A 25,162-nucleotide genomic window follows, 5' to 3' on the forward strand; every position below is an offset into this window, starting at 1 on the left:
TATTTCAAAGCGCAGCCATTCTCATTGGTCATGTTATATTGTTTCAATATCGCTATTGGAACGCTCTATCATGCCGTCTCGAAGATTTGCCCCCTTGGCTGGCCTGGCCTTTGGGTTGCTGCTGGACCCCGCCTTTGCCGAAGACAACACCCTGGAACTCGACACCATCAGCGTCACTACCGACGCCTATGAATCCGCGACCGGCCCGGTCAAGGGCTACCGCGCCACCCGCTCTGCAAGCGCGACAAAAACCGACACGGCCCTGCGCGATATCCCACAGTCGATCAGCGTGATTCCCACCACGGTGCTCAAGGACCTGGGCAGCACGAATGTGGAACGCGCCCTGGAATTTGCTGGCGGCGTGTCCAAGCAGAACAACTTCGGCGGCCTGACCCTCTACGAATACAGCGTGCGCGGCTTCACCACCTCGGAGTTCTACCAGGACGGCTTCAGCGCCAACCGTGGCTACCCGAGCACGCCGGACACGGCCAATATCGAACGCATCGAAGTGCTCAAGGGCCCTGCCGCCAGCCTTTACGGGCGCGGCGATCCGGGCGGCACGGTGAATATCGTGACTAAAAAACCGCAGCCGGAGGCCTTCACCACCCTGCAAACCAGCGCCGGCAGCTGGGACCGCTACCGCACCGCCCTCGACGTCAACACCCCGCTGGACGCCGAAGGCCAGGTGCTGTCGCGGGTCAACCTCGCGGTGGAAGACAACCACAGCTTCCGCGATCACGTGCAGAGCAAGCGCGTGTTCGTCGCGCCTTCATTCAGTTGGCAGCTGGACCCGGACACCAGCCTGTTGGTGGAAAGCGAGTTCGTGCGCCACAGCTCCACCTTCGACCGTGGCATCGTCGACGCCCCTGGTATGTCGCGCGCAACCTTCCTTGGCGAGCCCAATGACGGTGACATCGACAACCACAACAACCGCCTCCAGGCCACCCTCGAACATCACCTCAACGATGCCTGGAAACTGCGCCTGGCCAGCCACTACAAACAAGGCAGCTTATGGGGCGACGCCTCGGAAAACCGCGCGCTGAATGCCGACGGCCATACCATCAACCGCCGCTACCGCGAGCGCTCCATGGGTTGGCATGACAGCATCACCCAGCTCGAACTGCGTGGCCTCTTCGACATCGGCAGTTGGCAGCATGAGCTGCTGGTGGGCACCGAATACGAGGACTACCGCAAGCAAGAGCGCGTCACCGCCATCACCGGCAGCGCCTATGCCATCGACATTTACAACCCGGTCTACGGCCAGCCAAAACCCACCGGCGCGCGCACAGGCACCGACTTCTTCGAGCAGACCAAAAGCCACGCGCTGAACCTGCAAGACCAAATCGTCTTTACCGACCGCCTGCGCGGCATGGTTGGCGCGCGCTTCGAGCATTTCGAACAGAGCATCGATGACTTCACTGGCAACGCCCCACCGAGCCGGCAAACCCACGACGCCCTGACCCAGCGCGCCGGCCTGCTTTACCAGCTCACACCGCAGGTCGGCGTGTTCGCCAACGCGTCCACCTCGTTCAAGCCCAACAGCGGGCTGGACGCCGACAATAAATCCTTCAAGCCGGAAGAAGGCGTGGGGTATGAAGTCGGGGTCAAGAGCGAGCTGTTCGACGATCGCCTCAGCGCCACCCTTGCTGCGTTCCATATCGAAAAGGAAAACGTACTGACGCTGGACCCCGCCACCAACACCAACCGCGCCATGGGCAAGGCGCGCAGCCAGGGCTTCGACCTGCAAGTGACCGGGCAGGTCAGCGACGCCGTGCGCGTGATCGGCGCTTTTGCCTACATCGACGCCCAGGTGACCAAGGGCGACAAGGTTATCCCGACTGGCAGCCGAATCCTCGGCGTGGCCAAGCGCAGCGGCAGTCTGTTGGGGGTGTATGAGTTCCAGGATGGGCTGTTGCGCGGCTCAGACCTGGGCGCGGCCTTCACCTATGTGGGTGATCGCTCGGGTGAAGCCGGCACGGGCTTCGAGCTGCCGGCTTACCACACGGTCGACCTGCTGGCCCATTACAAGGCCACGGAGAATGTCACTGTAGGGCTGAACCTCAACAACCTGTTTGATGAGAAGTACTACGAGCGCTCGTACAGCAACTACTGGATCAACCCCGGCGAACCGCGCAACCTCACGGTCAGCCTGACCCTCAACCTGTAAATACAATCAAAAATGTGGGAGGGGGCTTGCTCCCGATGGCGGTGTGTCAGCTACACATGTATCAACTGACACTCCGCAATCGGGGGCAAGCCCCCCTCCCACAGTTGAATCTAAACTTCACCCGGCGGCTTTTTCACACAGGGTATTAAGCGCCGCCGCCCACTGCGGGTCATCATTCAGGCAAGGCACCAGCAGCAACTCCTCACCGCCAGCCTCGCGGAACTGCTCCAGGCCGCGATCGCCGATTTCCTCCAGGGTTTCGATGCAATCGGCGACAAACGCCGGGCACATCACCAGCAGCTTTTTCACGCCTTGCTGCGCCAGGGCCTCAAGGCGCGCTTCGGTGTAGGGTTCGATCCACTTGGCCCGGCCCAGGCGCGACTGGAAAGCCACCGACCACTTGCCTTCCGGCAAACCCAAACGCTCGGCAACGTCACGCGCAACGCTGAAGCACTGCGCGCGATAGCACGTCTTGAGCACCTCGGCAGACGCGTTCTTGCAGCAGTCGGCATCTTTGAAGCAATGCTGCCCGGTGGGGTCGAGCTTGGTCAGGTGGCGCTCGGGCAAGCCGTGGAAACTCATCAGCAAGTGGTCGTAATCCTGCTCGACATACGGCACCACACTGGCCGCCAGGGCATCCAGGTATTCGGGCTGGTCGTAGAACGGTTGCAGGGTCGAGAACTGCACATTGAGCTTCTTGTCGCGCACGACCCGCTTGGCTTCCTCGATCACCGTGGTCACGGTGCTGTCGGCAAACTGCGGGTACAGCGGCGCCAGGGTAACCTTCTGAATACCCCGGGCCGCGAGGCGGGTCAGCACGCTTTCAATCGACGGTTCGCCATAGCGCATCGCCAGTTCTACCGGGCCCTGGGTCCACTGCGAGGTCATTTGCTGCTGCAGGCGTCGGCTCAACACCACCAACGGCGAACCCTCGTCCCACCAGATCGACGCATAGGCATGCGCCGACTGTTCGGGGCGCTTGATCAGGATCAACGACACCAGCAAGCGCCGTACCGGCCACGGCAGGTCGATCACATAAGGGTCCATCAAAAACTGATTGAGGTAGCTGCGCACATCGGCCACCGAAGTGGACGCCGGTGAGCCCAGGTTGACCAGTAACAACGCGTGATCCGTCATGCAACATCCTATCTCTAGAGGCGGCTGGACAGGTCGTCCAACGCCGCACGCAACTCAGTGAACTGGAAAGTGAAACCGGCGGCCAGCAACCGCTCGGGCAGCGCCTTCTGCCCGCCCAGCAACAGGCCCGACAACTCGCCCAACCCCACCTTCAACGCAAAGGCCGGCATCGGCATAAAGGCCGGGCGGTGCAGCACCTGGCCGAGTGTCTTGGCGAACTCGCGGTTACGCACCGGGTGCGGCGCGCAGGCATTATAAGGACCGCTGGCGTCAGGCTTGTGCAGAAGAAAATCAATCAGGGCGATTTGATCCTTTATATGCACCCACGGCATCCACTGCCGACCATTGCCGATAGGCCCGCCCAGCGCAAGTTTGAACGGCAGCAGCAACCGCGACAAAAAGCCGCCCTCAGCCGCCAGTACCAGGCCGGTACGCACCAGCACCACGCGAATACCCAAGGCTTCGGCGCGCTGGGCGGTTTCCTCCCAGGCGATGCACAGTTGGCTGGGGAAATCGTCCAGCACCGGGCCGCTGGCTTCGGTCAACTCGCGCTCGCCCCCGTCGCCGTACCAACCCACCGCAGAACCTGAGATCAACAGCGCCGGCTTGTGCTCCAACCCGTCCAGCCACGCCAACAGGGTTTCGGTGAGGCTGATGCGACTGCTCCACAGCAACGCCTTGCGCTTGTGCGTCCAGGGGCGATCCGCGATGGGCGCGCCGGCGAGGTTGACCACCGCGTCCACGGCGCCGCTCACCTCCTCCAGGCGCGCCACGCCCAGCACCTCAGCGCCACACAACGCAGCCACCTCTTGGGGATGACGGCTCCACACGGTCAGGCGATGGCCCTGGGCGAGCCAATGTCGGCAAAGTTGGCGGCCGATCAAACCTGTACCGCCGGTCAGCAAAATGTGCATGGGATCTTCCTCATGTAACGTTCGCCGCCCATCACTGGTCTATTTTAAATACAGGGATCATTGGTATCGGGCGTGGCTATTGTTTAACCCCAGGCATTAACAATAGGTCACGCCGTTAGAACAGGTAAGCCAAAACTTATACCAAAAAACAATATTGTACAGCTATTGGTGTCGGCGTAGTCTGTACCCAACGGTAAAACGAGGCCCTCCATGACTGTTCCCATTGCGATCATCGGCACCGGCATCGCCGGTCTCTCCGCCGCCCGAGCGTTACGAGACGCGGGGCACGCTGTAAAACTCTTCGATAAAAGCCGCGGCAGTGGTGGCCGCATGTCCAGCAAGCGCAGCGACGCTGGCGCACTCGACATGGGCGCGCAGTACTTCACTGCCCGCGACCGGCGTTTCGTTAACGAAGTGCAGCGCTGGCAAAGCAACGGCTGGGCCGAGCAATGGAAACCGCAGCTGTACAACTTCAAATCCGGGCAGCTCACGCCCTCCCCCGATGAGCAGATCCGCTGGGTCGGCACGCCGCGCATGAGTGCGATCACCCGCGCCCTGCTCGATGACTTGCCGGTGCAATTCGGTTGCCGCATCACCGATGTGTTCCAGGGCAAACAGCACTGGAACCTGCTGGACGCCGACGGCGAAAACCACGGCCCCTTCAGTCACGTGATCATTGCCACTCCGGCGCCGCAAGCCACCGCCCTGCTGGCCGCCGCACCCAAGCTGGCGAGTGCCGCCGCCGGGGTAAAAATGGACCCTACCTGGGCCATCGCGCTGGCCTTCGACAAGCCCCTGGATACGCCGATGGAAGGCTGCTTCGTGCAGGATAGCGCCCTCGACTGGCTGGCGCGCAACCGCAGCAAACCCGGACGCGACACCACCCTCGACACGTGGGTACTACACGCCACCAGCGCCTGGAGCAGGGCCCACCTGGACCTGCCAAAAGAAGCCGTGATCGAACACCTGCATGGCGCCTTCGCCGAATTGCTGCACAGCGCCATGCCCGCCCCCTCGTTCAGCCTGGCGCACCGCTGGCTCTATGCGCGCCCCTCAAGTGCCCACGAATTCGGCGTGCTGGCCGACGCCGACCTGGGGCTGTATGTGTGTGGCGACTGGTGCCTGTCGGGCCGGGTCGAAGGCGCATGGCTCAGCGGCCAGGAAGCTGCGCGACGCTTGATCGAGCACCTGCAATGAACCGCATCAACCCCGCAAAATTGCTGCTGTCGAAGTGGACAGCAGCCCATCCGCGCAACAAGGAAAAACACTTTCTGGTCACCGAACTGTTTCGCGATGAAGAAGGCACCGTGCTGGAAATCGAGCTGCAAGCCGTCATGACCCGACGCGCCGAGCGCCTGGCATGGCAGACCTTGCAAGACGCCGAAGCCTGGCGCATCGGCTGGAAATAGCCTCGCCGCAAATACTTGTACAAAATATTTGACTTGTACAGCATCACACCTATGATGAGATTTAGTTGTACAAGACCTCAAGCTTGTACAGGAATCTTGCAGAGGTTTGCGCATGTCCAGCACCGGTAGTAAGCCCAAGATCGCCATCAGCGCCTGCCTGCTCGGCGAAAACGTGCGCTTCAACGGCGGGCATAAGCAGTCGCTGCTGTGCAGCCAGACCCTTGCCGACTATTTCGACTTTGTGCCGCTGTGCCCCGAAGTCGCCATCGGCCTCGGCATCCCCCGTGAACCGATCCGCCTGGTGGGTGACCCCGCCCACCCGCAAGCCGTGGGCACCGTGCACCGCGAGCTGAATGTCACCCAACCGCTGGACGACTACGGCCAACAAATGGCCGAGGCACACACCGACCTGTGCGGTTACATCTTCATGCAGAAATCGCCGTCCTGCGGCCTGGAACGGGTCAAGGTGTACCGCGACAACGGCACACCGGTGGACGGCGGCGGGCGCGGCATCTACGCCCAGGCGTTTTGCGCGCGGCACCCCAACTTGCCCGTCGAAGAAGACGGTCGGCTGAATGACCCGGTGCTGCGGGAAAACTTCCTGACCCGCGTCTTTGTGTACGCCAGTTGGCAAAACCTGCTGGCCGAGGGCCTGACCCGCCATCGCCTGCTGGCCTTCCACTCGCGCTACAAATACCTGCTGATGGCCCACAGCCCCGTGCATTACAAGAGCCTCGGCCACCTACTCGGCAGCATGGGCAAGGGCGCCAACCTCGATGAGTTGGCCGACGGCTACTTCACCGACCTGATGACCGGCCTGAAAAAATGCGCCACGCGCGGCACCCACACCAATGTGCTGCAACACATCAGCGGCTACCTCAAGCAGGCCATCAGCGCCGACGACAAACAGGAAATGCAAACCGTCATCGGCCAATACCGTCACGGCATCGTGCCGTTGGTGGTGCCGCTGACGCTGCTCAAACACCATTTTCGCCAACACCCGGACCGCTACATCGCGCAACAGGCTTACCTGCAACCGCACCCGGAAAACCTCAGCCTACGTAATGCGATCTGAACGATGAAAGCTGCCCTGCAAGACCCGCCCGGCGAAGATTTCGCCCAAGCCCTCGAAGAAGGCTGGCTGCCGATTCGCGAAGTGGCGCGCCAGACCGGCGTCAACGCCGTGACGTTGCGCGCCTGGGAACGCCGTTATGGCCTGATCGTGCCCCAGCGCACACCCAAGGGCCATCGGCTGTTCAGCACCGAGCATGTGCAACGCATCCACACCATCCTCACGTGGCTCAACCGCGGCGTGCCGGTCAGCCAGGTCAAAGGCCTGATCGACTCCGCCCAGGCGCTTCCCGATACCGTCGAAAACGAATGGCATGCCCTGCGCCAGACCCTGGTCAGCGCCATCGGCGACTTGACCGAACGCCGGGTCGACGACGCCTTCAACCAAGCCATGGCCCTGTACCCGCCGCGCACATTGTGCGAGCAACTGTTGCTGCCGCTGCTGCAAGAGCTTGAGCAGCGATGGCAGGGACAATTCGGCGCCCAGATGGAGCGGGTGTTTTTCCTGTCCTGGCTGCGCAGCAAATTTGGCGCGCGTATCTACCACAACAACCGCCAACTGCAGGGCGCGCCGTTGCTGCTGGTCAATCAGTCTGACCTGCCGCTGGAGCCGCACCTGTGGCTCAGCGCCTGGCTGGCCAGCAGCGCCGACTGCCCGGTAGAGGTCTTCGACTGGCCGCTGCCCGTCGGTGAACTGGCCCTGGCGGTGGAACACCTGAAACCGCGCGCCGTGCTGCTCTATTCGAGCAAAGCCCTCCATTTGTCGGGACTCGCAAAACTTCTGGGTGGCGTCGGTTGCCCAAAGTTAATCGTCGGACCAACGGTGTGCATCCACCAGGCGGAGTTGAGCGTATTAACCCGTGAAACCCCTGAATTGTTCGTGGCCGAAGACCCCTTGTCGGCCCACCAGATACTGATCCAGCGTGGACTTCTTTAAATGCACTTGATCTGGCTGCGCACCGACTTGCGCCTGCACGACAACACCGCCCTCGCTGCCGCCTGCCAGCGAGGCCCGGTCGCGGCCGTGTACCTCATCACCCCGCAACAGTGGCTGGCCCATGATGATGCGCCGTGCAAAGTGGACTTCTGGCTGCGCAACCTGCAGGCCCTGAGCCAGGCATTGGGCGAGCTGAATATCCCCTTGCTGATCCGCCACGCCGCAACCTGGGACCAGGCGCCCGCCGTACTCGGTGAGCTGTGCAGCGAGCTGTCGGCAGAGTCGGTGCACGTCAACGAAGAATATGGCGTGCATGAAAGCCGTCGCGATGTGGCGGTCGCCAAGGCGCTGGAAGGTGCTGGCGTGACGTTTCACAGCTACCTGGACCAATTGTTTTTCCAGCCGGGCAGCGTGCTGACCAAAACCGGCACGTACTTCCAGGTGTTCAGCCAGTTCCGCAAGGTCTGCTACAACCGCCTGCACAGCGCCCTGCCGCGCCTGGTGGCGACGCCCTCGGCGCAGCGCCCGCTCAAGTTCAAGAGCGACCCGATCCCTTCGCAGGTCGAAGGTTTCGAGCCACCCAGCGACGCCTTGCGTGCGCTCTGGCCCGCTGGCGAAGACGAAGCCCGGCGCCGCCTCGATGCTTTCGCCGACCAGCAGATCAGCTATTACAAAGACGAGCGTGATTTCCCTGCCAAGCCCGGCACCAGCCAGCTGTCCGCCTACCTCGCGGCGGGCGTCGTATCGCCGCGCCAGTGCCTGCACGCCGCGCTACAAACCAACCAGGGTGAGTTCGAAAGTGGCGACATCGGCGCCATTACCTGGATCAACGAGCTGCTGTGGCGTGAGTTCTACAAGCACATTCTGGTGGGTTACCCACGGGTTTCCCGCCACCGCGCCTTCCGCCCCGAAACCGAAGCACTCGCCTGGCGCCAGGCCCCCAAGGACCTCGAGGCCTGGCAGCAAGCCCGCACCGGCCTGCCGATCATCGACGCGGCCATGCGCCAATTGCTGGAAACCGGCTGGATGCACAACCGCCTGCGCATGGTGGTGGCGATGTTCCTGACCAAGAACCTGCTGATCGACTGGCGCGAAGGCGAGCGTTTCTTCATGCGCCACTTGATCGACGGCGACCTGGCGGCCAACAACGGCGGCTGGCAGTGGAGTTCGTCCACGGGCACCGACTCGGCGCCGTACTTCCGGATTTTCAGCCCGTTGAGCCAGTCGGAAAAATTCGACGGCGAAGGCGTGTTCATCAAACGCTGGCTGCCGGAGCTGGCCGCGCTGAACAAAAAGGACGTGCATAACCCCGATGCCGCCGGTGGCCTGTTCGGTGTGGCGGACTACCCGCGATCGATTGTCGACCTCAAGCAATCGCGTGCACGCGCCCTGGCCGCCTTCCGCAACCTGCCCTCACGCCAGGAGGTCGCCGAACATGAGTGACTTCCTGCGCAGGTTTGCCCAGGCCTTTGCCACGCTGGACAAGCACAACCTGCAATTGCTCGACAGCCTGTACAGCAAAGACATCGCCTTCACCGACCCACTGCACGACGTGCACGGCCTGCCCGCGCTGCATCGTTACTTCGCGCAGCTGTACGACAACGTGAGCCAGCTGCGCTTCGACTTTCACGGCTTTGACTGCGTGGCCGAGGGCGAAGGCTATTTGCGCTGGAAAATGAGTTTTTGCCACCCGCGACTCAACAGCGGCAAGGTCATCCGGGTGGAAGGTTGCTCGCACCTGATGTGGCGCGATAACAAGGTTTACCGCCATCGCGACTATTTCGATGCGGGCGCCCTGCTTTATGAGCACCTGCCACTACTCGGCCGAGTCATAACCTGGCTGAAAAGGAGAATGGGATGAGCCCTACACCCCCCCGCCGATATTGGCTGACCGGCGCCAGCAGTGGCATCGGCGCCTCACTGGCCGTGGAGCTGCTCAACAGCGGTGCCCACGTGGCCCTCAGCTCGCGCAGCAAAGGCCCGCTGCAAGCACTCGCCCAACGCTTTCCAGGGCAAGTGCTGGTGGTGGCCGGCGACCTGACCAACAGCCAGACCGTGCGCGAGATCGGCGAGCATATCGGCGCGGCCTGGGGGTCGGTCGACACGGTGATTCTCAACGCCGGCACCTGTGAATATGTGGATGCCAAGCAATTTGATTCTTCCATCGTCGAGCACGTGGTGCGCACCAATCTGCTGGCGAGCAGCTATTGCATCGAAGCCGCGCTGCCGCTGTTGCGCGCAGGCAGCACCCCGCACCTCGTGGGCGTGGCCAGCGCCGTGACCTACCTGCCGATGCCGCGCGCCGAGGCCTATGGCGCGTCGAAGGCTGGGCTGCGCTACCTGTTTGAAGCCCTGCGCATCAGCCTGTCGCCGGAAAATATCGACGTGACCGTGATCAGCCCGGGCTTTGTCGAGACGCCGCTGACCGAACGCAATGACTTCCCGATGCCCTTGAGCTGGTCTGCCGACAAAGCCGCGCGGCATATCTTCGCCAAGCTGGACAAACGCCCGCTGGAAATCGCCTTCCCGGCCATGTTTATCGCCACCTTGTGGCCGTTATCGAAGCTGCCCAACCGTGCGCAGTTGCTGATCGGCAAACGCATGCTGCGTAGCCCGCCACCGCAGAAGGACGACCTGTGAAGATCGCCATTATCGGCAGCGGCATCGCCGGGCTGACCAGCGCCTACCTGCTCAGCCGTGGTCACGACATCACCGTGTTCGAGGCCGGCGACCGCATTGGCGGGCACACCCATACGGTCGACGTGACGGTCGAGGGGAAAGCCTACGCCGTGGACACCGGGTTCATCGTGTTCAACGACTGGACCTACCCCAATTTCATCCGCTTGCTGGGGCAGATCGGGGTGAAGTTCAAACCCACCGAGATGAGCTTTTCGGTGTGCGACCAAAGCGAAGGGTTCGAATACAACGGCAATAACCTCAACAGCCTGTTTGCCCAGCGGCGCAATATCCTGTCGCCGGGCTTCTGGGGCATGTTGCGCGACATCCTGCGCTTCAACCGCCAGGCGCCGCTGGACCTGCAGGAACAGCGCATCAGCGCCGAAATGACCCTCGGCGACTACCTCGAAGCAGGGGGTTACGGCCCGCGGTTTATCCGGCATTACATCGTGCCGATGGGCGCGGCGATCTGGTCGATGTCGCTGGCGGACATGCTCGATTTTCCATTGCAGTTCTTTGTACGCTTCTTCAAGAACCACGGCTTGCTGTCGGTGAACAACCGCCCGCAATGGTGCGTGATCGAGGGCGGCTCCAGCCGCTACATCGAACCGCTGACCCGCAACTTTCGTGAGCAGATCCGCCTCAACTGCCCCGTGCATGGGGTTGAGCGCGATACCGAGGGCGTGATTATCCACAGCGCCGCCGGCACTGAAGCCTTCGACAAGGTGGTGTTCGCCTGCCACAGCGACCAGGCGCTGGCGTTGCTCGCCGACCCGAGCCAGGCTGAACAGGAGATTCTCGGCGCCCTGCCCTACGCCGACAACGACGTGGTGCTGCACACCGACACGCGCCTGCTGCCGGACCGCAAGCTGGCCTGGGCGAGCTGGAATTATCGGCTGACCAGTGCCGCGCAGACTCAGGCCGCCGTGACCTACGACATGAACATCCTGCAAGGCATCGACAGCGCCACGACCTTTTGCGTCAGCCTCAACCAGACCTCGATGATCAACCCTCTGAAGGTGCTTGCGCGTTACACCTACGCCCATCCGCAATACAGCCTGGCGGCGGTGGCCGCGCAAGGTCGCTGGGAAGAGTTGCTCGGCGCGCGAAACACCTTTTACTGCGGCGCCTACTGGGCCAACGGGTTTCACGAAGACGGCGTGGTCAGCGCGCTGCGCGTGGCCCAAGCCTTTGGGGAAAGCCTGTGAACAGCGCCCTGTACAGCGGCTGGATCGCCCATCGCCGCTTTACGCCCAAGGGCCACGCCTTTCGCTACCGCATCGGCCTGCTGTACCTGGACCTCAGTGAGCAGGACCAGGTACTCGGGCTGTCGCCGCTGGCGGGCACCAGTCGCCTGGCGCCCTTTGGTTTTCGCCAGCAGGATTACCTGCGTGAATTGACGCGCCACGGCATGAGTTTGAGCGATGCCGTGCGCCAGGAAGTCGGCAAGGCTCTGGGGCGTACACCCCAGGGCGCTATCTGCCTGCTGACCCAGGCCCGCAGTTGGGGCCTGGCTTTTAATCCAGTGAGTTTCTTCTACTGTTTCGAGGCCGACGGGCAACTGGCCGCGATCCTGTGTGAAGTGACCAATACCCCATGGCGCGAACGCTATCACTACGTGCTGCCGGCCCAGGCCCTCGACGCACATGAGCACCAGCACTTCGCCGTGGCCAAGGCGTTTCATGTGTCGCCGTTCTTGCCGCGCGACCTGGAATACCGCATGAGCTTCAGCCCGCCGGCTGCCAGGCTAGGCGTGCACATGGCCGATTGGCAGGGCGAGCACAAAGTCTTCGACGCCACCCTGAGCCTGGCCAAAGAAGCGCTCAACCGCGCCAGCCTGCATCGCTACCTGTGGCGCTTCCCGTGGATGACCGCCAAGACGTGCCTGGCCATTTACTGGCAGGCGCTGCGCCTGCTGCTCAAACGCACACCGATTTTTTCCCATCAGGCCGCCGATGGCGCCTCTCGCACCGCAGTCGGGTATACCAAGGATCGCCGCCATGAAATCCCCTAACGTATCGGTCAAGGCCAACCGCCTGAACGTCAACGGCGTGACCACGGCGCTGCTGCGCAAGGCCGTGCTGCGTCTACTCAGCCAACTGCGCCACGGCCAGTTGGTGGTCATCGAAGACGGCGAACGTCAGGTATTCGGAGCACGCGAGGCGCACCTGCTGGGCGAAATCCAGATCCTCGACTCGGCGGTGTGGGGCCTGGTGGCGGCCAACGGCTCCATCGGCGCGGGCGAAGCATTTATTCACGGCTATTGGACCACCCCGGACCTGACCGCCGTGGTCCGGGTGATGGTGAGTAACCTGGAGGTGCTGGATGCGATGGAAGGTGGCCTGGCACGCTTGGCGCGGCCGTTCACCCAGGGCCTGCATTGGCTCAATCGCAATACGCGCAAGGGTTCGCAGAAAAACATCGCCGCCCACTACGACCTGGGCAATGACCTGTTCAAAGAGTTTCTGGACCCGACCATGATGTACTCGGCGGCGCAATTTCTGACGCCCGACGACACCCTGGAACAGGCGCAGCTGAACAAACTCGAGCGTATCTGCCAGAAACTTGCGCTGAAACCCAGCGACCACCTGCTGGAAATCGGCACGGGCTGGGGCAGCATGGCGCTGTATGCCGCGCAGCACTACGGGTGCAAGGTCACTACCACCACCCTTTCCAAAGAGCAGTTTGCCTACACCGCACAGCGCATCGAGGCCTTGGGGCTCAACGACCAGGTGACTCTGTTGCTGCAGGATTACCGCGACCTCACCGGCCAATACGACAAACTCGTTTCCATCGAAATGATCGAAGCGGTCGGCCATCGTTTCCTGCCGACCTACTTCAAGCAATGCGCGCACCTGCTCAAGAGCGATGGCCTGATGCTGCTGCAAGCCATCACCATCCGCGAGCAACGTTTCGAGCTGGCCAAACGCAGCGTCGACTTTATCCAGCGCTACATCTTCCCTGGCGGCGCCCTGCCCAGTGTGCAGAACATGTTGCAGATCGTCAGCCGCGACACCGACATGAACCTGCTGCACATGGAAGATTTCGGCCTGCATTACGCGCGAACACTGCGCCTGTGGCATGAGAACTTTCGCCGCGCCCATGGCCGCCTGACGGAATTGGGCTACGACGAGTACTTCCTGCGTTTGTGGGAGTTTTACCTGTGCTACTGCGAGGGCGGCTTCATGGAGCGCACCATTGGCACCGCGCAATTGCTGCTGGCCAAGCCATCGGCCATCACCCCTCCGCTGCTTGGGCGTTTCAGTGCTTAAAACGGCGGCCAATGCCGTGCTGTTCCAGTGCGGCTGGTTTGCCTGCGTGCTGGGTGGAAACAGCCTCTGGCTGCTGGTGGGGCTGGCCGTGCTGGCGATCCATCTGCTGTGGATAAGTGCGTGGTCCAAGGAGGGCCAGGTGATCCTGGCCGTGACCCTGCTGGGAACAGTCATCGACACCTCACTGCGCACCTTCGGCGTATTCCACTTCAGCATGCCGGGGCCGTTGATCCCGGTCTGGCTGATCCTGTTGTGGGCGCTGCTGGCCACGACCCTGCGCCATTGCCTGGCCTGGAGTGCGCAGCCCTGGTGGCGCGCCAGCCTGCTGGGCGCGCTGGGTGGACCGCTGTCCTATTACGGTGGCAGCCAGTTGGCGGGGGTCACTTTCGGCTATGGCACGACGGCCAGCCTGATCGGCCTGGCGGTGTTGTGGGCCCTGGTGTTTCCGCTATTGCATTGGGTCGCCGATCAGTTGGGAAACTGACGTCCGTCAGAGCATTCATACGCACAGCAGCCGCTTGCCTTACACTGCGCGCCTATGACCAACATCCCCCACACCCAAATCACAGAACCCGCCGTCACCTGCTCGACGTGCGCGGCCTGCTGCTGCCAGCTGGAAGTGATGCTGATCACCGACACCGGCGTGCCGGAACGCTACATCGACACTGACGATTGGGGCGGCGAAGTGATGCTGCGCCTGGATGACGGTTGGTGCGCGGCGCTGGATCGGGACACGATGATGTGCACGATCTACGAGCGGCGACCGCTGATCTGTCGGGAATTCGAGATGGGTGCGCCGGAGTGCCTGACCGAGCGCGAAGGGATTGCGACGGCATACCGCTGACCGTGCGTTGAGCAGAGATTCAAATGTGGGAGCGGGCTTGCTCGCGAAAGCGGTGTGTCAGTCAATTCATGTCCGGCTGACACACCGCTTTCGCGAGCAAGCCCGCTCCCACAGGGGGATTTGCAGCGGGTGGGGGATTACAGTGGCAGCGTGTAGTGCACCGCGTAACTTTCTACCCCGTCGTTATTGCTGCTGATCCCGGCGTTGGAATAATGCGTGGCACGAATGCCCACTTCATGCCCGCCGTTGAACCGCAGGCCGAAACCCAAGCGGTCTTCGAACTGGAAAGCCTGGCCGATGTTGTTGTCTTCGACCTTGGTGCGGGAGAACACCGCTACACCGATGCCCGCTTCGATGTAAGGCTTCACCGACTCCCCGGCAAATTCGTACACAAACACTGGCGAGAACGACAGGCTGCTGACGCTGGCGCGCTTGTCGCCATCCCAGTAGGTGTAGGCCCCGCTCCAGTAACCGGTCAGACGGCCGGTATCGCTCTGCCACCAGCTTTTATCCCAATCCGACGTAAGCCCCAACCGATAGGTCATGGTCGAATCGCTGGTGCTCCCCACACCCAATTCCAGGCCGGCGGCCTGGGCCGAAAAAGAGTGTCCCACCACAGCGGCCGCAATCGCGGCCAAACAGAACAAGCGCTTCATAAGAAACATCCTTTCCGAACGAAGTTATTTGGTTTTGTACAGGCAATCTCGCTATAGAAACTGGCGCAGAGGCAGAAGTTCAGCGACATTTCACGAAATTTTCACGCGCCAAAGCTTCGCACAACTCCGGGATGTTTCCATAGTGTCGGTAGGATATTTCTGAAGTGATACACATCGCCACTGGTCCAGAATTGCGCTGGCGCCGGATTACCCCTGCTCAGCAGGTCGCGCTCACCGAGCAAACGCTTGAGTTGGCGGGCCACGGCGGCACCGGTGTCGATCAGGATGATGCTGGGGGGCAGCATCTGCGCCAGCAGCGGCTTGAGGAAGGGATAGTGGGTGCAACCGAGGATGATGGTGTCGCAACCGGCGCTGAGCAGCGGCTCGACATACCCCTGCAGCAACTGGCGCAGGGCGGCGCTGTTCAGGTCGCCGGTTTCGATCAACTCCACCAGCCCTGGGCACGGCTGGGTCACCACCCGAACATCAGTGGCGAAGCGATCCAGCAATGCCGCGAATTTGGCGCTTTGCAGGGTGCCGGTCGTCGCGAGCACCCCTACCACTCCGCTGCGAGTGGCGGCAGCGGCCGGCTTGACGGCGGGCTCCATGCCTACCAGCGGCCAGTCGGGAAAGTCTTCGCGCAAATCGGCAGCGGCCGCGACGGTCGCGGTGTTGCAGGCAATCACAAACGCCTTGGCGCCTTTTTCGCGAAAGAACGCCGCCACACGCCGGGAACGTTCAAGAATGAATGCCGGGGTTTTCTCGCCGTAGGGGATATGCCCGCAATCCGCCACATACAACAACGATTCGTGAGGCAGCAATTGCTGGATTTCATCCAGCACCGACAACCCGCCGACGCCGGAATCGAACACACCGATCGGCGCGTCCTTAACCATGGTGCGTCCCGCAGACACTGCAGCCCGGGTCACGCTTTACGCGCAACTCGCGAAACCGCGTGGTCAGCGCATCGATCAGCAACAACCGGCCCACCAGCGGCTCACCGAAGCCGGCCAGCAGCTTGAGCGCTTCCAGGGCTTGCAGGCTGCCGACCACGCCCACCAGCGGGCCGACCACGCCGGCTTCGCTGCAGGTCAGTTCGGCGTCGCTGCCGTGCCCATACAAGCAGTGGTAGCACGGGCTTTCGGCGCGACGCGGGTCAAACACCGACAACTGCCCTTCAAGGCGAATGGCCGCGCCACTGACCAACGGCGTGGCCGCTGCGACGCAGGCGGCATTCACCGCTTCACGGGTGGCGAAGTTATCGCTGCAATCGAGCACCACATCCACCGCCGCCACGGCCGCCGCCAAAGCGTCGGCATCCAGGGCGCAGCGATGGGCAATCAAGGTGACTTCAGGGTTAATGGCGCTCAGGCGACGCAGGGCCGAGTCGACTTTGGTCTGCCCGACGCTGTCGGTGTCGTGGATGATCTGGCGCTGCAGGTTGGTGAGGTCAACCGTGTCGAAGTCCGCCACATGCAGCTCACCGACACCGGCGGCGGCCAGGTACAACGCCACCGGCGCGCCCAGGCCCCCAAGGCCGATGATCAGCGCACGGCTGTTTTTCAGGCGCAACTGCCCCTCGATGTCGACATGCTGCAACAGAATCTGTCGGCTATAGCGCAACAGCTCCTGGTCGGTCAGCACGGGCGGCGCCCCAGCGTGATGCGTTCGTGGCCACCGAGGTCGATGCGGCTGTGTACTTGCTCAAACCCCTGGTTCAGCAGCAGGTCACGCACCGCCAGGGCCTGGTCGTAACCGTGCTCGAGCAGCAGCCACCCACCCGCGCTCAGATGGGCCGGGGCCTGGCGGATGATCTGGCGCAGGTCATCGAGGCCATCGTGGCCGGCCACCAGTGCGCTGGCCGGTTCGAAACGCACATCACCGGCCACCAGGTGCGGGTCATTGTCGGCGATATATGGCGGGTTGCTGATAATCAGGTCGTAGTGATGACCTTGCAGGTCGCTGAACCAATGGCTGTTCAGCACCGTGGCATTGTTGAGGTGCAGGCGCTGGCGGTTGCGTTCGGCAAGGGCCACGGCCTCCAGCACACGGTCGACTGCGGTGACCTGCCAAGCCGGGCGCTCGCTGGCCAGGGCCAGGGCAATTGCGCCGCTGCCCGTGCCCAGGTCAAGAACCGTGGCGGGGGTGGCAGGCAACAACTCCAGTGCGGCTTCCACCAGCATCTCGGTTTCCGGACGCGGGATCAGCGTGTGGGGCGCAACCTCCAGGTCCAGCTTCCAAAAGCCTTGCTGGCCGAGGATGTAGGCTACCGGCTCACCCGCCCGGCGCCGCTGCAGGTAGTCGGCAAAGGCCAGTGCGTGTTCGCTGCTGACGATCTTTTCCGGCCAGGTGTGCAGGTAGCTGCGGGACTTGCCCAGCGCGGCAGCCAGCAACAGCTCAGCATCCAGGCGCGCGGTGGGCGAGTCCGGCAGGTCGGCGGCACGCAGCAGGCTGGCGATGATGGTCATTTATTCACCTATCGCCGCGAGTTGATCGGCCTGGTATTCGGCGAGCAACGGCTCGATCACCGCGTCCACGCCGCCGGCGAGAATTTCGTCGAGGGAGTAAAGGGTGAGGTTGACCCGATGGTCGGTGACCCGACCCTGGGCAAAGTTGTAGGTACGGATACGCTCGGAACGGTCGCCCGAACCCACCAGCAGTTTACGTTCGCTGGCAATCGCGTTGGCGGCGGCGCTGGTTTGCTGGTCATTGAGCTTGGCCGAAAGCCAGGACATGGCCCGCGCGCGGTTCTTGTGCTGGGAACGTTCTTCCTGGCACTCCACCACGATGCCAGACGGCAAGTGGGTGATACGGATGGCCGAGTCGGTCTTGTTGACGTGCTGGCCACCGGCGCCCGACGAGCGGTAGGTGTCGACCCGCAGGTCCGCCGGGTTGATCTCGATGGCTTCCTGCTCGTCCGGCTCGGGCAACACCGCCACAGTGCACGCCGAGGTGTGGATACGGCCCTGGGACTCGGTGGCCGGTACCCGTTGCACGCGGTGCGCGCCGGATTCGAATTTCAGCTTGCCGTACACGTTGTCGCCTTCGACCCGCGCGATGACTTCTTTATAGCCGCCGTGCTCGCCTTCGTTCTCGGACAGGATCTCGACACGCCAGCCACGGCGCTCGGCATACCGCGAATACATGCGGAACAAATCGCCGGAGAAAATCGCCGCCTCGTCGCCACCGGTGCCGGCGCGGATTTCGAGGAACACGTTGCGCCCGTCGTTGGGGTCCTTGGGCAAGAGCATGCGCTGCAGATCGCCTTCCAGCTCAAGCAGCTTGTCCTTGGCTTCGCGGACTTCTTCCACGGCCATTTCGCGCATGTCCGGGTCGCTGTCCTTGAGCAGCGCCTGGGCGCCTTCGAGGTCGGCCTGGGTCTTCAGCCACTGGCCATAAGTGGCCACAATCGGCTCAACTTCCGCGTATTCCTTGGAATAGGTGCGGAACTTGGTCTGATCGGAGATGACCTCACCGTCGCCGAGCAAGGCGGTCAGTTCTTCGAAACGGTCCTGGAGCACGTCCAGTTTATTGAGCAGTGACGCTTTCATTGCGGTTTTTTATCCGAAGAGCTATCTGACGCGCCCTCACCGAGGGCAAAGAGTTCCTGGGCCATGGCCAGCGCATCGAGGCGGCCTTCGGCAGTCAATTTTTTAAGCTGTACGCTGGGCGCGTGGAGCAACTTGTTGGTGAGGCCACGGGCCAGTTGCATCAATACCTCCTCGGCGCTGCTGCCATTGGCGAGCAAGCGCTGGGCCTTGAGCAACTCTTCGTCGCGCAGGCGTTCGCCCTGCTGACGATACGCCTTGAGCACGTCCACCGCCGCCAGTTCACGCAGGCGCACCATGAAATCTTCGGCGCCGCTGCTGACCATCTCTTCGGCAGCCTGGGCAGCACCCTGGCGGCTCTTGAGATTTTCGGCAACCACTTCATGCAGGTCATCGACGCTGTAGAGGTAAACGTCGTCCAACTCGCCGACTTCTGGTTCGATATCCCGGGGAACGGCGATATCCACCATAAAAATAGGTTTGTGCTTGCGCAGCTTCAGCGCGCTTTCCACCGCGCCCTTGCCAAGGATCGGCAGCTGGCTGGCGGTGGAGCTGATGACGATATCGCTGCGTACCAGTTCGGCGGGGATATCCGACAGCAGCACCGCGTGGGCGCCGAACTGCTCGGCCAGGATGCTCGCGCGCTCCAGCGTGCGGTTGGCGACCACGATGCGCTTCACGCCCAGGTCGTGCAGGTGGCGGGCAACCAGGGTAATGGTCTCACCGGCGCCGATCAGCAAGGCCTGGCTGCGTTGCAAATCGCTGAAAATCTGTTTGGCCAGGCTGACGGCCGCAAACGCCACGGACACCGGGTTTTCACCGATGGCAGTGTCGGTGCGCACTTGCTTGGCGGAATTGAAGGTGGCCTGGAACAGCCGCCCCAGCAGCGGGCCGACGGTACCGGCCTCGCGGGCGACGGCATAGGCGGACTTCATCTGGCCAAGGATCTGCGGTTCGCCCAACACCAGCGAGTCGAGCCCTGCCGCCACACGCATCATGTGACGAACTGCCGCATCGTCTTCGTGCACATAAGCACTGGCGCGCAGGTCCTCAAGGCTCAAATGGTGGTAATCGGCCAGCCAGCGCAGTACCACATCCGCGGAAAGATGTTCCTGCTCTATATAAAGCTCGCTGCGATTGCAGGTCGAAAGGATCGCAGCTTCGCGGCTGTCGGTGAGCCGGCAGAGCTGCTGCAAGGCCTCAACCAACTGCTCTGGCGTAAACGCCACGCGCTCGCGCACGTCTACGGTTGCAGTCTTGTGGTTAATACCGAGTGCGAGGAAGGCCATTCAATATCGCTGATGATGTCGGGAAGCCGACAATTGTCCTACTTCGAAAGATTCAGAACAACCACCGTCGTCTATTGTCCCTATACCTTGTGCCTATAAAGGTACCCACTGAGACTCGGTTATGTTTGGCCGTAGGCTTGTGTCATGATGATCCGACCGCAGGTTAGTCGTCCTCTTCCTATATGAATAGATCCTCCGCGTTGCTCCTTGCTTTTGTCTTCCTCAGCGGCTGCCAGGCCATGGCACCCGTGTCGCCGGACGGTACCCCGCCGGTAGAAGACAGCACCCCCGCCCCTGAAAAGCCCAAGGTTTATTCCTCGTTCAGTGAAGAAACGGTGTTCAGCCTGCTGAGCGCGGAGCTGGCCGGCCAACGCAATCGTTTCGATATTGCGCTGGATAACTACGTGACCCAGGCCATCAACACCCAGGACCCGGGCATTTCCGAGCGCGCCTTCCGTATCGCCGAGTACCTGGGGGCCGATCAGGCTGCGCTGGACACCTCGCTGATCTGGGCCAAAAACGCGCCGGACGACCTCGAAGCGCAGCGCGCAGCCGCCATTCAATTGGCCCGCGCAGGGCGCTACGACGACTCCATGGTTTATATGGAGAAAGTCCTGCAGGGCAAAGGCGACACCCATTTCGACTTCCTCGCGCTGTCGGCCGCCGACACCGACCAGGACACCCGCAATGGCCTGATGAAGAGTTTCGACCGGCTGCTGCAGAAACACCCGAACAACAGCCAGCTGATTTTCGGCAAGGCCCTGCTGCTGCAACAGGACGACGAAGCCGAAGCCGCGCTCAAGCTGCTGGAGCAGAACCCGCCGGAAGACGGCGAGATCGCACCGATCCTGTTGCGCGCCCGCCTGCTGCAGAACCTCAATCGCGGCAAGGAAGCGATTCCGCTGCTGGAAAAAAGCCTCAAGAAGTACCCGGAAGACAAGCGCCTGCGCCTGACTTACGCGCGCACGCTGGTGGAGCAGGACCGCATGGAGGACGCCAAGGTGCAGTTCGCCAACCTGGTCCAGCAATACCCGGACGACGACGAGCTGCGCTACTCCCTGGCACTGGTGTGCCTGGAAGCCAAGGCCTGGGACGAGGCCAAGGGCTACCTGGAGGAGCTGATCCAGCGTGAAAGCCATGTGGACTCGGCGCATTTGAACCTTGGCCGTATCGCCGAAGAGCGCAATGACCCGCAAGCCGCCCTGCTCGAATACGCCCAGGTCGGCCCCGGCAATGACTACCTGCCGGCCCAATTGCGCCAGGCCGATATCCTGATGAGCAACGGCCGCACCGACGAGGCGGAAAAACGCCTGGCCGCGGCCCGCGATGCCGAACCGGACTACGCGATCCAGCTGTACCTGATCCAGGCCGAGACCTTGTCCGCCAACAATCAGGGTGAGCGCGCCTGGAAGGTCTTGCAGCAGGCCTTGCTGCAATTTCCGGACGATCTGAATTTGCTCTATACCCGCGCCATGCAGGCGGAAAAGCGCAATGACCTGACCCAGATGGAAAAAGACCTGCGCCTGATCATCAAGCGCGACCCGGACAATGCCATGGCGCTGAACGCCTTGGGCTACACCCTGTCCGACCGCACCACACGCTATGACGAAGCCAAAGTGCTGATCGAGCAAGCGCACAAGCTCAACCCGGAAGACCCGGCCGTGCTCGACAGCCTGGGCTGGGTCAATTACCGCCTGGGCAACCTGGACGAAGCCGAGCGTTTGCTGCGCCAAGCCCTGGAGCGCTTTCCCGACCAGGAAGTCGCTGCTCACCTGGGCGAAGTGCTGTGGGCCAATGGCAAGCAGCGCGAAGCCCGCCAAATCTGGGAAAAATTCCTCAAGGAACAACCCGAAAGCCCCATTCTGCGCGGCACCATCAAGCGCCTGACCGGATCCGAGACCCTTTAAACTTATGTTCTTGCGCCACGTTATTGTGTTCAGTTTCATCGCCCTGCTCGCCGGTTGTGCGGGCGTCGGCACCCGTGAGTCGGTTGAAGGCCAGGGCAACCCTGCGCAATGGCAACAGCACAAGGACCAGCTCAGCAGCATCGACGGCTGGCAGATCGAAGGCAAAGTCGGGGTCCGTGCGCCGAAAGACTCCGGCAGCGGCACCTTGTTCTGGCTGCAACGCCAGGACTACTACGATATTCGGCTGTCCGGCCCGCTGGGCCGTGGTGCTGCCCGCCTGACTGGCCGCCCGGGGCAAGTGAGCCTCGAAGTGGCCAACCAGGGCCGCTATGAGGCGACCTCGCCGGAAGCGCTGCTGGAAGAACAGATCGGCTGGAAGCTGCCGGTGTCGCACTTGGTGTGGTGGGTGCGCGGTTTACCGGCGCCCGACAGCAAAAGTCGCCTGAGCCTCAATGGCGACAGCCGCCTCGCATCGCTGGAGCAGGACGGTTGGCAGGTCGAATACTTGAGTTATGTGCAACAGAGCGGTTACTGGCTGCCCGAGCGCATCAAGCTGCACGGCACCGACCTTGACGTCACGCTGGTGATCAAGGACTGGCAACCGCGCAAGCTGGGGCAATAAACGTGAAGGTACCCACGCTGACACTGCCCTCCCCGGCCAAGCTGAACCTGATGCTGCATATTCTCGGTCGCCGTGAAGACGGCTACCACGAGTTGCAGACGCTGTTTCAATTTCTCGATTATGGCGATGAACTCACTTTCGCCGTACGCGACGACGGCGTGATCCAACTGCACACCGAATTCGAAGGCGTGCCCCATGACAGCAACCTGATCGTGCGGGCCGCAAAAAAACTTCAGCAACAATCCGGCTGTTCACTCGGCATCGATATCTGGATCGACAAAATTTTGCCCATGGGCGGTGGTATCGGTGGCGGCAGCTCAAATGCCGCGACCACGCTGCTGGGTCTGAACCACTTGTGGCAACTGGGCTGGGACCACGATCGCATGGCTGCGCTGGGCCTGACGCTGGGCGCCGACGTGCCGGTTTTCGTGCGTGGGCACGCGGCTTTTGCCGAGGGCGTGGGCGAGAAACTCAGCCCCGAATACCCCGAAGAGCCGTGGTATGTCGTGCTTGTCCCGCAAGTATCTGTAAGTACAGCAGAAATTTTTTCAGATCCACTGTTGACACGTAACTCTGCGCCCATTAAAGTGCGCCCCGTTCCCAAGGGAAACAGTCGAAATGACTGCTTACCGGTTGTAGCAAGGCGTTATCCAGAGGTACGTAACGCTTTGAATTTGTTAGGTAAATTTACCGAAGCAAAATTAACCGGAACTGGAAGTTGTGTGTTTGGGGGCTTCCCAAGCAAAGCTGAAGCTGATAAAGTCTCGGCCCTTCTTACAGAGACCCTTACAGGGTTTGTAGCAAAGGGAAGCAACGTTTCGATGTTGCATCGCAAGCTGCAAAGTCTGCTCTAAAAGGAATCGAGTACTGGGTACTCGTTGCAACAGATACAGGGGCGTCGCCAAGCGGTAAGGCAGCAGGTTTTGATCCTGCCATGCGTTGGTTCGAATCCAGCCGCCCCTGCCATTTTCTAATACTCATCCAGGTTACCCTCAGCCTCTAGGTACTGCGCGTGTCCAAGATGATGGTCTTTACGGGGAATGCCAACCCCGATCTGGCTCGACGTGTCGTACGTCAGCTGCATATCCCTCTCGGTGACATCTCTGTCGGTAAGTTCTCCGACGGCGAAATTACAGCCGAGATCAATGAAAACGTTCGCGGTAAAGACGTCTTCATTATTCAGCCGACCTGCGCTCCGACCAACGATAACCTGATGGAACTCGTCGTGATGGCTGATGCCTTCCGCCGCTCCTCAGCGACTCGAATCACAGCTGTAATCCCTTACTTTGGTTATGCCCGTCAGGATCGCCGTCCGCGTTCCGCACGTGTGGCTATCAGCGCGAAAGTCGTTGCTGACATGCTGACCGTGGTAGGCATCGACCGTGTTCTCACGGTTGACCTGCACGCTGACCAAATCCAGGGGTTCTTCGATATTCCAGTAGATAACATCTACGGCTCCCCCGTCCTGGTGGATGACATCGAAGACCAGCGCTTTGAAAACCTGATGATCGTGTCCCCGGACATTGGTGGCGTCGTGCGTGCACGAGCGGTTGCCAAATCCCTGGGCGTGGATCTCGGGATCATCGACAAACGCCGTGAGAAAGCCAATCACTCTGAAGTGATGCATATCATTGGTGATGTCGAAGGGCGTACCTGTATTCTGGTTGATGACATGGTCGACACCGCTGGCACCCTGTGCCACGCGGCGAAAGCCTTGAAAGAGCACGGTGCCGCTAAAGTCTTCGCCTACTGCACACACCCTGTGCTGTCGGGCCGAGCGATCGAGAACATCGAGAACTCCATGCTGGACGAACTGGTGGTGACTAACACCATCCCGTTGTCCGCAGCAGCTCAAGCCTGTTCGCGTATCCGTCAACTGGATATCGCACCGGTAGTTGCCGAAGCGGTTCGCCGCATCAGCAACGAAGAATCGATCAGCGCGATGTTCCGTTAAGGGTCAAACCTTACGAAACATCTCTCTGACGAAAAGCGCCCCGCCCCAGCATTCTGTTGGGGCGGGGCTTTTTTGCCCATATCGCCTTTAGCGCTGGTCGCAAACGCTGGGGCGAATGTGGTTATTTTGGAGATACAACATGAACGATTTTACTCTGAATGCTGAAGTGCGTTCCGACCTGGGGAAAGGTGCGAGCCGCCGCCTGCGTCGTCTCGCAAGCCTGGTTCCAGCTGTAGTTTACGGTGGCGAAAAAGCCCCTGAATCCATCAGCATGCTGGCTAAAGAAGTTGCCAAACTGCTCGAAAACGACGCTGCCTACAGCCACGTTATCGAACTGAACGTTGGCGGCAAAAAGCAAAACGTCATCATCAAAGCTCTGCAACGTCACCCGTCCAAGGGCCACGTACTGCACGCTGACTTCGTACGCGTTGTAGCCGGTCAGAAACTGACCGCTATCGTGCCTGTGCACTTTGTTGGTGAAGAAGCTCCGGTCAAGAAAGGTGGCGTTGTTTCCCACACTACTACCGAGATCGAAGTAACCTGCCTGCCGAAAGATCTGCCTGAGTTCATCGAAGTCGACCTGTCGGCTGCTGAAATCGGCACCATCATTCACCTGTCCGATCTCAAAGCCCCTAAAGGCGTTGAGTTCGTTGCACTGGCTCACAACGACGACAAGGCTGTTGCCAACGTCCACGCGCCACGTGTTGTAGCTGAAGATGAAGAAGGCGAAACCGCTGCAGAGTAATGCTCTCTGCAACG

At 61.5% G+C, this 25,162-nt stretch carries 26 protein-coding genes and 1 tRNA gene; 19 read left to right on the plus strand and 8 right to left on the minus strand.

The window, feature by feature from the left end:
* Nucleotides 1–70: 70 nt before the first annotated feature.
* Nucleotides 71–2,167 (plus strand): TonB-dependent siderophore receptor, encoded by a 2,097-nt coding sequence (locus tag GIW02_RS06370; protein ID WP_236415389.1) that lies wholly within the window; start codon nucleotides 71–73, stop codon nucleotides 2,165–2,167.
* Between the two features lie 117 nt (nucleotides 2,168–2,284).
* Here GIW02_RS06370 and hemH read toward each other — a convergent pair whose 3' ends face one another.
* Together hemH and GIW02_RS06380 are read right to left on the minus strand one after the other, a co-directional pair.
* Entirely contained in the window at nucleotides 2,285–3,304 is a 1,020-nt protein-coding gene (hemH, locus tag GIW02_RS06375) for a ferrochelatase (protein ID WP_236415387.1), read from the minus strand.
* Between the two features lie 14 nt (nucleotides 3,305–3,318).
* The gene (locus GIW02_RS06380) at nucleotides 3,319–4,218 is read right to left on the minus strand and encodes a TIGR01777 family oxidoreductase (RefSeq protein WP_236415385.1); all 900 of its coding nucleotides are present in this window, start codon (nucleotides 4,216–4,218) and stop codon (nucleotides 3,319–3,321) included.
* Between the two features lie 210 nt (nucleotides 4,219–4,428).
* Between GIW02_RS06380 and GIW02_RS06385 the strand changes: the two genes are divergently transcribed.
* From GIW02_RS06385 to GIW02_RS06440, 12 genes are all read left to right on the plus strand, one after another.
* Nucleotides 4,429–5,415: an FAD-dependent oxidoreductase gene (locus GIW02_RS06385; protein ID WP_236415383.1), complete on the plus strand. Its 987-nt coding sequence runs from the start codon at nucleotides 4,429–4,431 to the stop codon at nucleotides 5,413–5,415.
* Nucleotides 5,412–5,627, plus strand: coding sequence for a TIGR02450 family Trp-rich protein (locus GIW02_RS06390; protein ID WP_236415381.1), 216 nt, complete (start codon nucleotides 5,412–5,414; stop codon nucleotides 5,625–5,627). Before GIW02_RS06385 ends, GIW02_RS06390 begins: the two co-directional genes overlap by 4 nt.
* 112 nt (nucleotides 5,628–5,739) lie before the next feature.
* Nucleotides 5,740–6,702: a DUF523 and DUF1722 domain-containing protein gene (locus tag GIW02_RS06395; protein ID WP_236415379.1), complete on the plus strand. Its 963-nt coding sequence runs from the start codon at nucleotides 5,740–5,742 to the stop codon at nucleotides 6,700–6,702.
* A gap of 3 nt (nucleotides 6,703–6,705) precedes the next feature.
* The gene (locus GIW02_RS06400) at nucleotides 6,706–7,635 is read left to right on the plus strand and encodes a MerR family transcriptional regulator (RefSeq protein ID WP_236415377.1); all 930 of its coding nucleotides are present in this window, start codon (nucleotides 6,706–6,708) and stop codon (nucleotides 7,633–7,635) included.
* On the plus strand, nucleotides 7,636–9,078 hold the full coding sequence (gene phrB / locus GIW02_RS06405; RefSeq protein ID WP_236415375.1) for a deoxyribodipyrimidine photo-lyase: 1,443 nt from the start codon (nucleotides 7,636–7,638) through the stop codon (nucleotides 9,076–9,078).
* Nucleotides 9,071–9,496, plus strand: a complete 426-nt coding sequence (locus GIW02_RS06410; RefSeq protein WP_236415366.1) for a nuclear transport factor 2 family protein — start codon at nucleotides 9,071–9,073, stop codon at nucleotides 9,494–9,496. Before phrB ends, GIW02_RS06410 begins: the two co-directional genes overlap by 8 nt.
* A complete protein-coding gene (locus tag GIW02_RS06415; RefSeq protein WP_236415364.1) occupies nucleotides 9,493–10,275 on the plus strand; it encodes an SDR family NAD(P)-dependent oxidoreductase in 783 nt (260 codons plus the stop codon). The genes GIW02_RS06410 and GIW02_RS06415 overlap by 4 nt, the downstream gene beginning before the upstream one ends.
* Nucleotides 10,272–11,519 carry an FAD-dependent oxidoreductase gene (locus tag GIW02_RS06420; protein WP_236421801.1) on the plus strand — a complete coding sequence of 416 codons (1,248 nt, stop codon included), beginning with the start codon at nucleotides 10,272–10,274 and terminating at the stop codon, nucleotides 11,517–11,519. The genes GIW02_RS06415 and GIW02_RS06420 overlap by 4 nt, the downstream gene beginning before the upstream one ends.
* A complete protein-coding gene (locus GIW02_RS06425; protein ID WP_236419790.1) occupies nucleotides 11,516–12,325 on the plus strand; it encodes a DUF1365 domain-containing protein in 810 nt (269 codons plus the stop codon). The genes GIW02_RS06420 and GIW02_RS06425 overlap by 4 nt, the downstream gene beginning before the upstream one ends.
* The gene (locus tag GIW02_RS06430; protein ID WP_236419792.1) at nucleotides 12,312–13,583 is read left to right on the plus strand and encodes an SAM-dependent methyltransferase; all 1,272 of its coding nucleotides are present in this window, start codon (nucleotides 12,312–12,314) and stop codon (nucleotides 13,581–13,583) included. The genes GIW02_RS06425 and GIW02_RS06430 overlap by 14 nt, the downstream gene beginning before the upstream one ends.
* A complete protein-coding gene (locus GIW02_RS06435) occupies nucleotides 13,576–14,067 on the plus strand; it encodes a DUF2878 domain-containing protein (protein WP_236419794.1) in 492 nt (163 codons plus the stop codon). The genes GIW02_RS06430 and GIW02_RS06435 overlap by 8 nt, the downstream gene beginning before the upstream one ends.
* 54 nt (nucleotides 14,068–14,121) lie before the next feature.
* Complete coding sequence (locus GIW02_RS06440) at nucleotides 14,122–14,427, plus strand: YkgJ family cysteine cluster protein (protein ID WP_016977069.1); 306 nt, start codon at nucleotides 14,122–14,124, stop codon at nucleotides 14,425–14,427.
* 137 nt (nucleotides 14,428–14,564) lie between these two features.
* On the opposite strand, the gene GIW02_RS06445 is transcribed toward GIW02_RS06440, so the two are convergent.
* From GIW02_RS06445 to hemA, 6 genes are all read right to left on the minus strand, one after another.
* Entirely contained in the window at nucleotides 14,565–15,083 is a 519-nt protein-coding gene (locus tag GIW02_RS06445) for an acyloxyacyl hydrolase (RefSeq protein WP_236416723.1), read from the minus strand.
* Nucleotides 15,084–15,184: 101 nt separating this feature from the next.
* On the minus strand, nucleotides 15,185–15,979 hold the full coding sequence (murI, locus tag GIW02_RS06450; RefSeq protein WP_236416721.1) for a glutamate racemase: 795 nt from the start codon (nucleotides 15,977–15,979) through the stop codon (nucleotides 15,185–15,187).
* Nucleotides 15,972–16,727, minus strand: a complete 756-nt coding sequence (gene moeB, locus GIW02_RS06455) for a molybdopterin-synthase adenylyltransferase MoeB (RefSeq protein ID WP_236416719.1) — start codon at nucleotides 16,725–16,727, stop codon at nucleotides 15,972–15,974. The genes murI and moeB overlap by 8 nt, the downstream gene beginning before the upstream one ends.
* Nucleotides 16,721–17,551, minus strand: coding sequence for a peptide chain release factor N(5)-glutamine methyltransferase (gene prmC, locus GIW02_RS06460; RefSeq protein WP_236416717.1), 831 nt, complete (start codon nucleotides 17,549–17,551; stop codon nucleotides 16,721–16,723). Before prmC ends, moeB begins: the two co-directional genes overlap by 7 nt.
* The gene (prfA, locus tag GIW02_RS06465; protein ID WP_236416715.1) at nucleotides 17,552–18,634 is read right to left on the minus strand and encodes a peptide chain release factor 1; all 1,083 of its coding nucleotides are present in this window, start codon (nucleotides 18,632–18,634) and stop codon (nucleotides 17,552–17,554) included.
* On the minus strand, nucleotides 18,631–19,920 hold the full coding sequence (gene hemA, locus GIW02_RS06470) for a glutamyl-tRNA reductase (protein WP_236416713.1): 1,290 nt from the start codon (nucleotides 19,918–19,920) through the stop codon (nucleotides 18,631–18,633). The genes prfA and hemA overlap by 4 nt, the downstream gene beginning before the upstream one ends.
* Nucleotides 19,921–20,102: 182 nt before the next feature.
* Here hemA and GIW02_RS06475 point away from each other — a divergent pair, with 182 nt between their 5' ends.
* The 6 genes from GIW02_RS06475 (at nucleotide 20,103) to GIW02_RS06500 (ending at nucleotide 25,148) form a co-directional block, all read left to right on the plus strand.
* A complete protein-coding gene (locus GIW02_RS06475) occupies nucleotides 20,103–21,827 on the plus strand; it encodes a tetratricopeptide repeat protein (protein ID WP_236416711.1) in 1,725 nt (574 codons plus the stop codon).
* A gap of 4 nt (nucleotides 21,828–21,831) precedes the next feature.
* Entirely contained in the window at nucleotides 21,832–22,449 is a 618-nt protein-coding gene (gene lolB, locus GIW02_RS06480; RefSeq protein WP_122674799.1) for a lipoprotein insertase outer membrane protein LolB, read from the plus strand.
* Between the two features lie 50 nt (nucleotides 22,450–22,499).
* Nucleotides 22,500–23,303 carry a 4-(cytidine 5'-diphospho)-2-C-methyl-D-erythritol kinase gene (gene ispE / locus GIW02_RS06485; protein WP_268935609.1) on the plus strand — a complete coding sequence of 268 codons (804 nt, stop codon included), beginning with the start codon at nucleotides 22,500–22,502 and terminating at the stop codon, nucleotides 23,301–23,303.
* Nucleotides 23,304–23,340: 37 nt separating this feature from the next.
* Nucleotides 23,341–23,415 (plus strand) — tRNA-Gln (locus GIW02_RS06490).
* 46 nt (nucleotides 23,416–23,461) lie between these two features.
* Nucleotides 23,462–24,403, plus strand: coding sequence for a ribose-phosphate pyrophosphokinase (locus tag GIW02_RS06495; protein ID WP_003208392.1), 942 nt, complete (start codon nucleotides 23,462–23,464; stop codon nucleotides 24,401–24,403).
* 139 nt (nucleotides 24,404–24,542) lie between these two features.
* Nucleotides 24,543–25,148, plus strand: coding sequence for a 50S ribosomal protein L25/general stress protein Ctc (locus GIW02_RS06500; RefSeq protein ID WP_236416708.1), 606 nt, complete (start codon nucleotides 24,543–24,545; stop codon nucleotides 25,146–25,148).
* Nucleotides 25,149–25,162 lie beyond the last annotated feature (14 nt).

It is taken from the genome of Pseudomonas syringae (genome assembly GCF_021606685.1).
Classification (GTDB): Bacteria; Pseudomonadota; Gammaproteobacteria; order Pseudomonadales; family Pseudomonadaceae; genus Aquipseudomonas; species Aquipseudomonas syringae_R.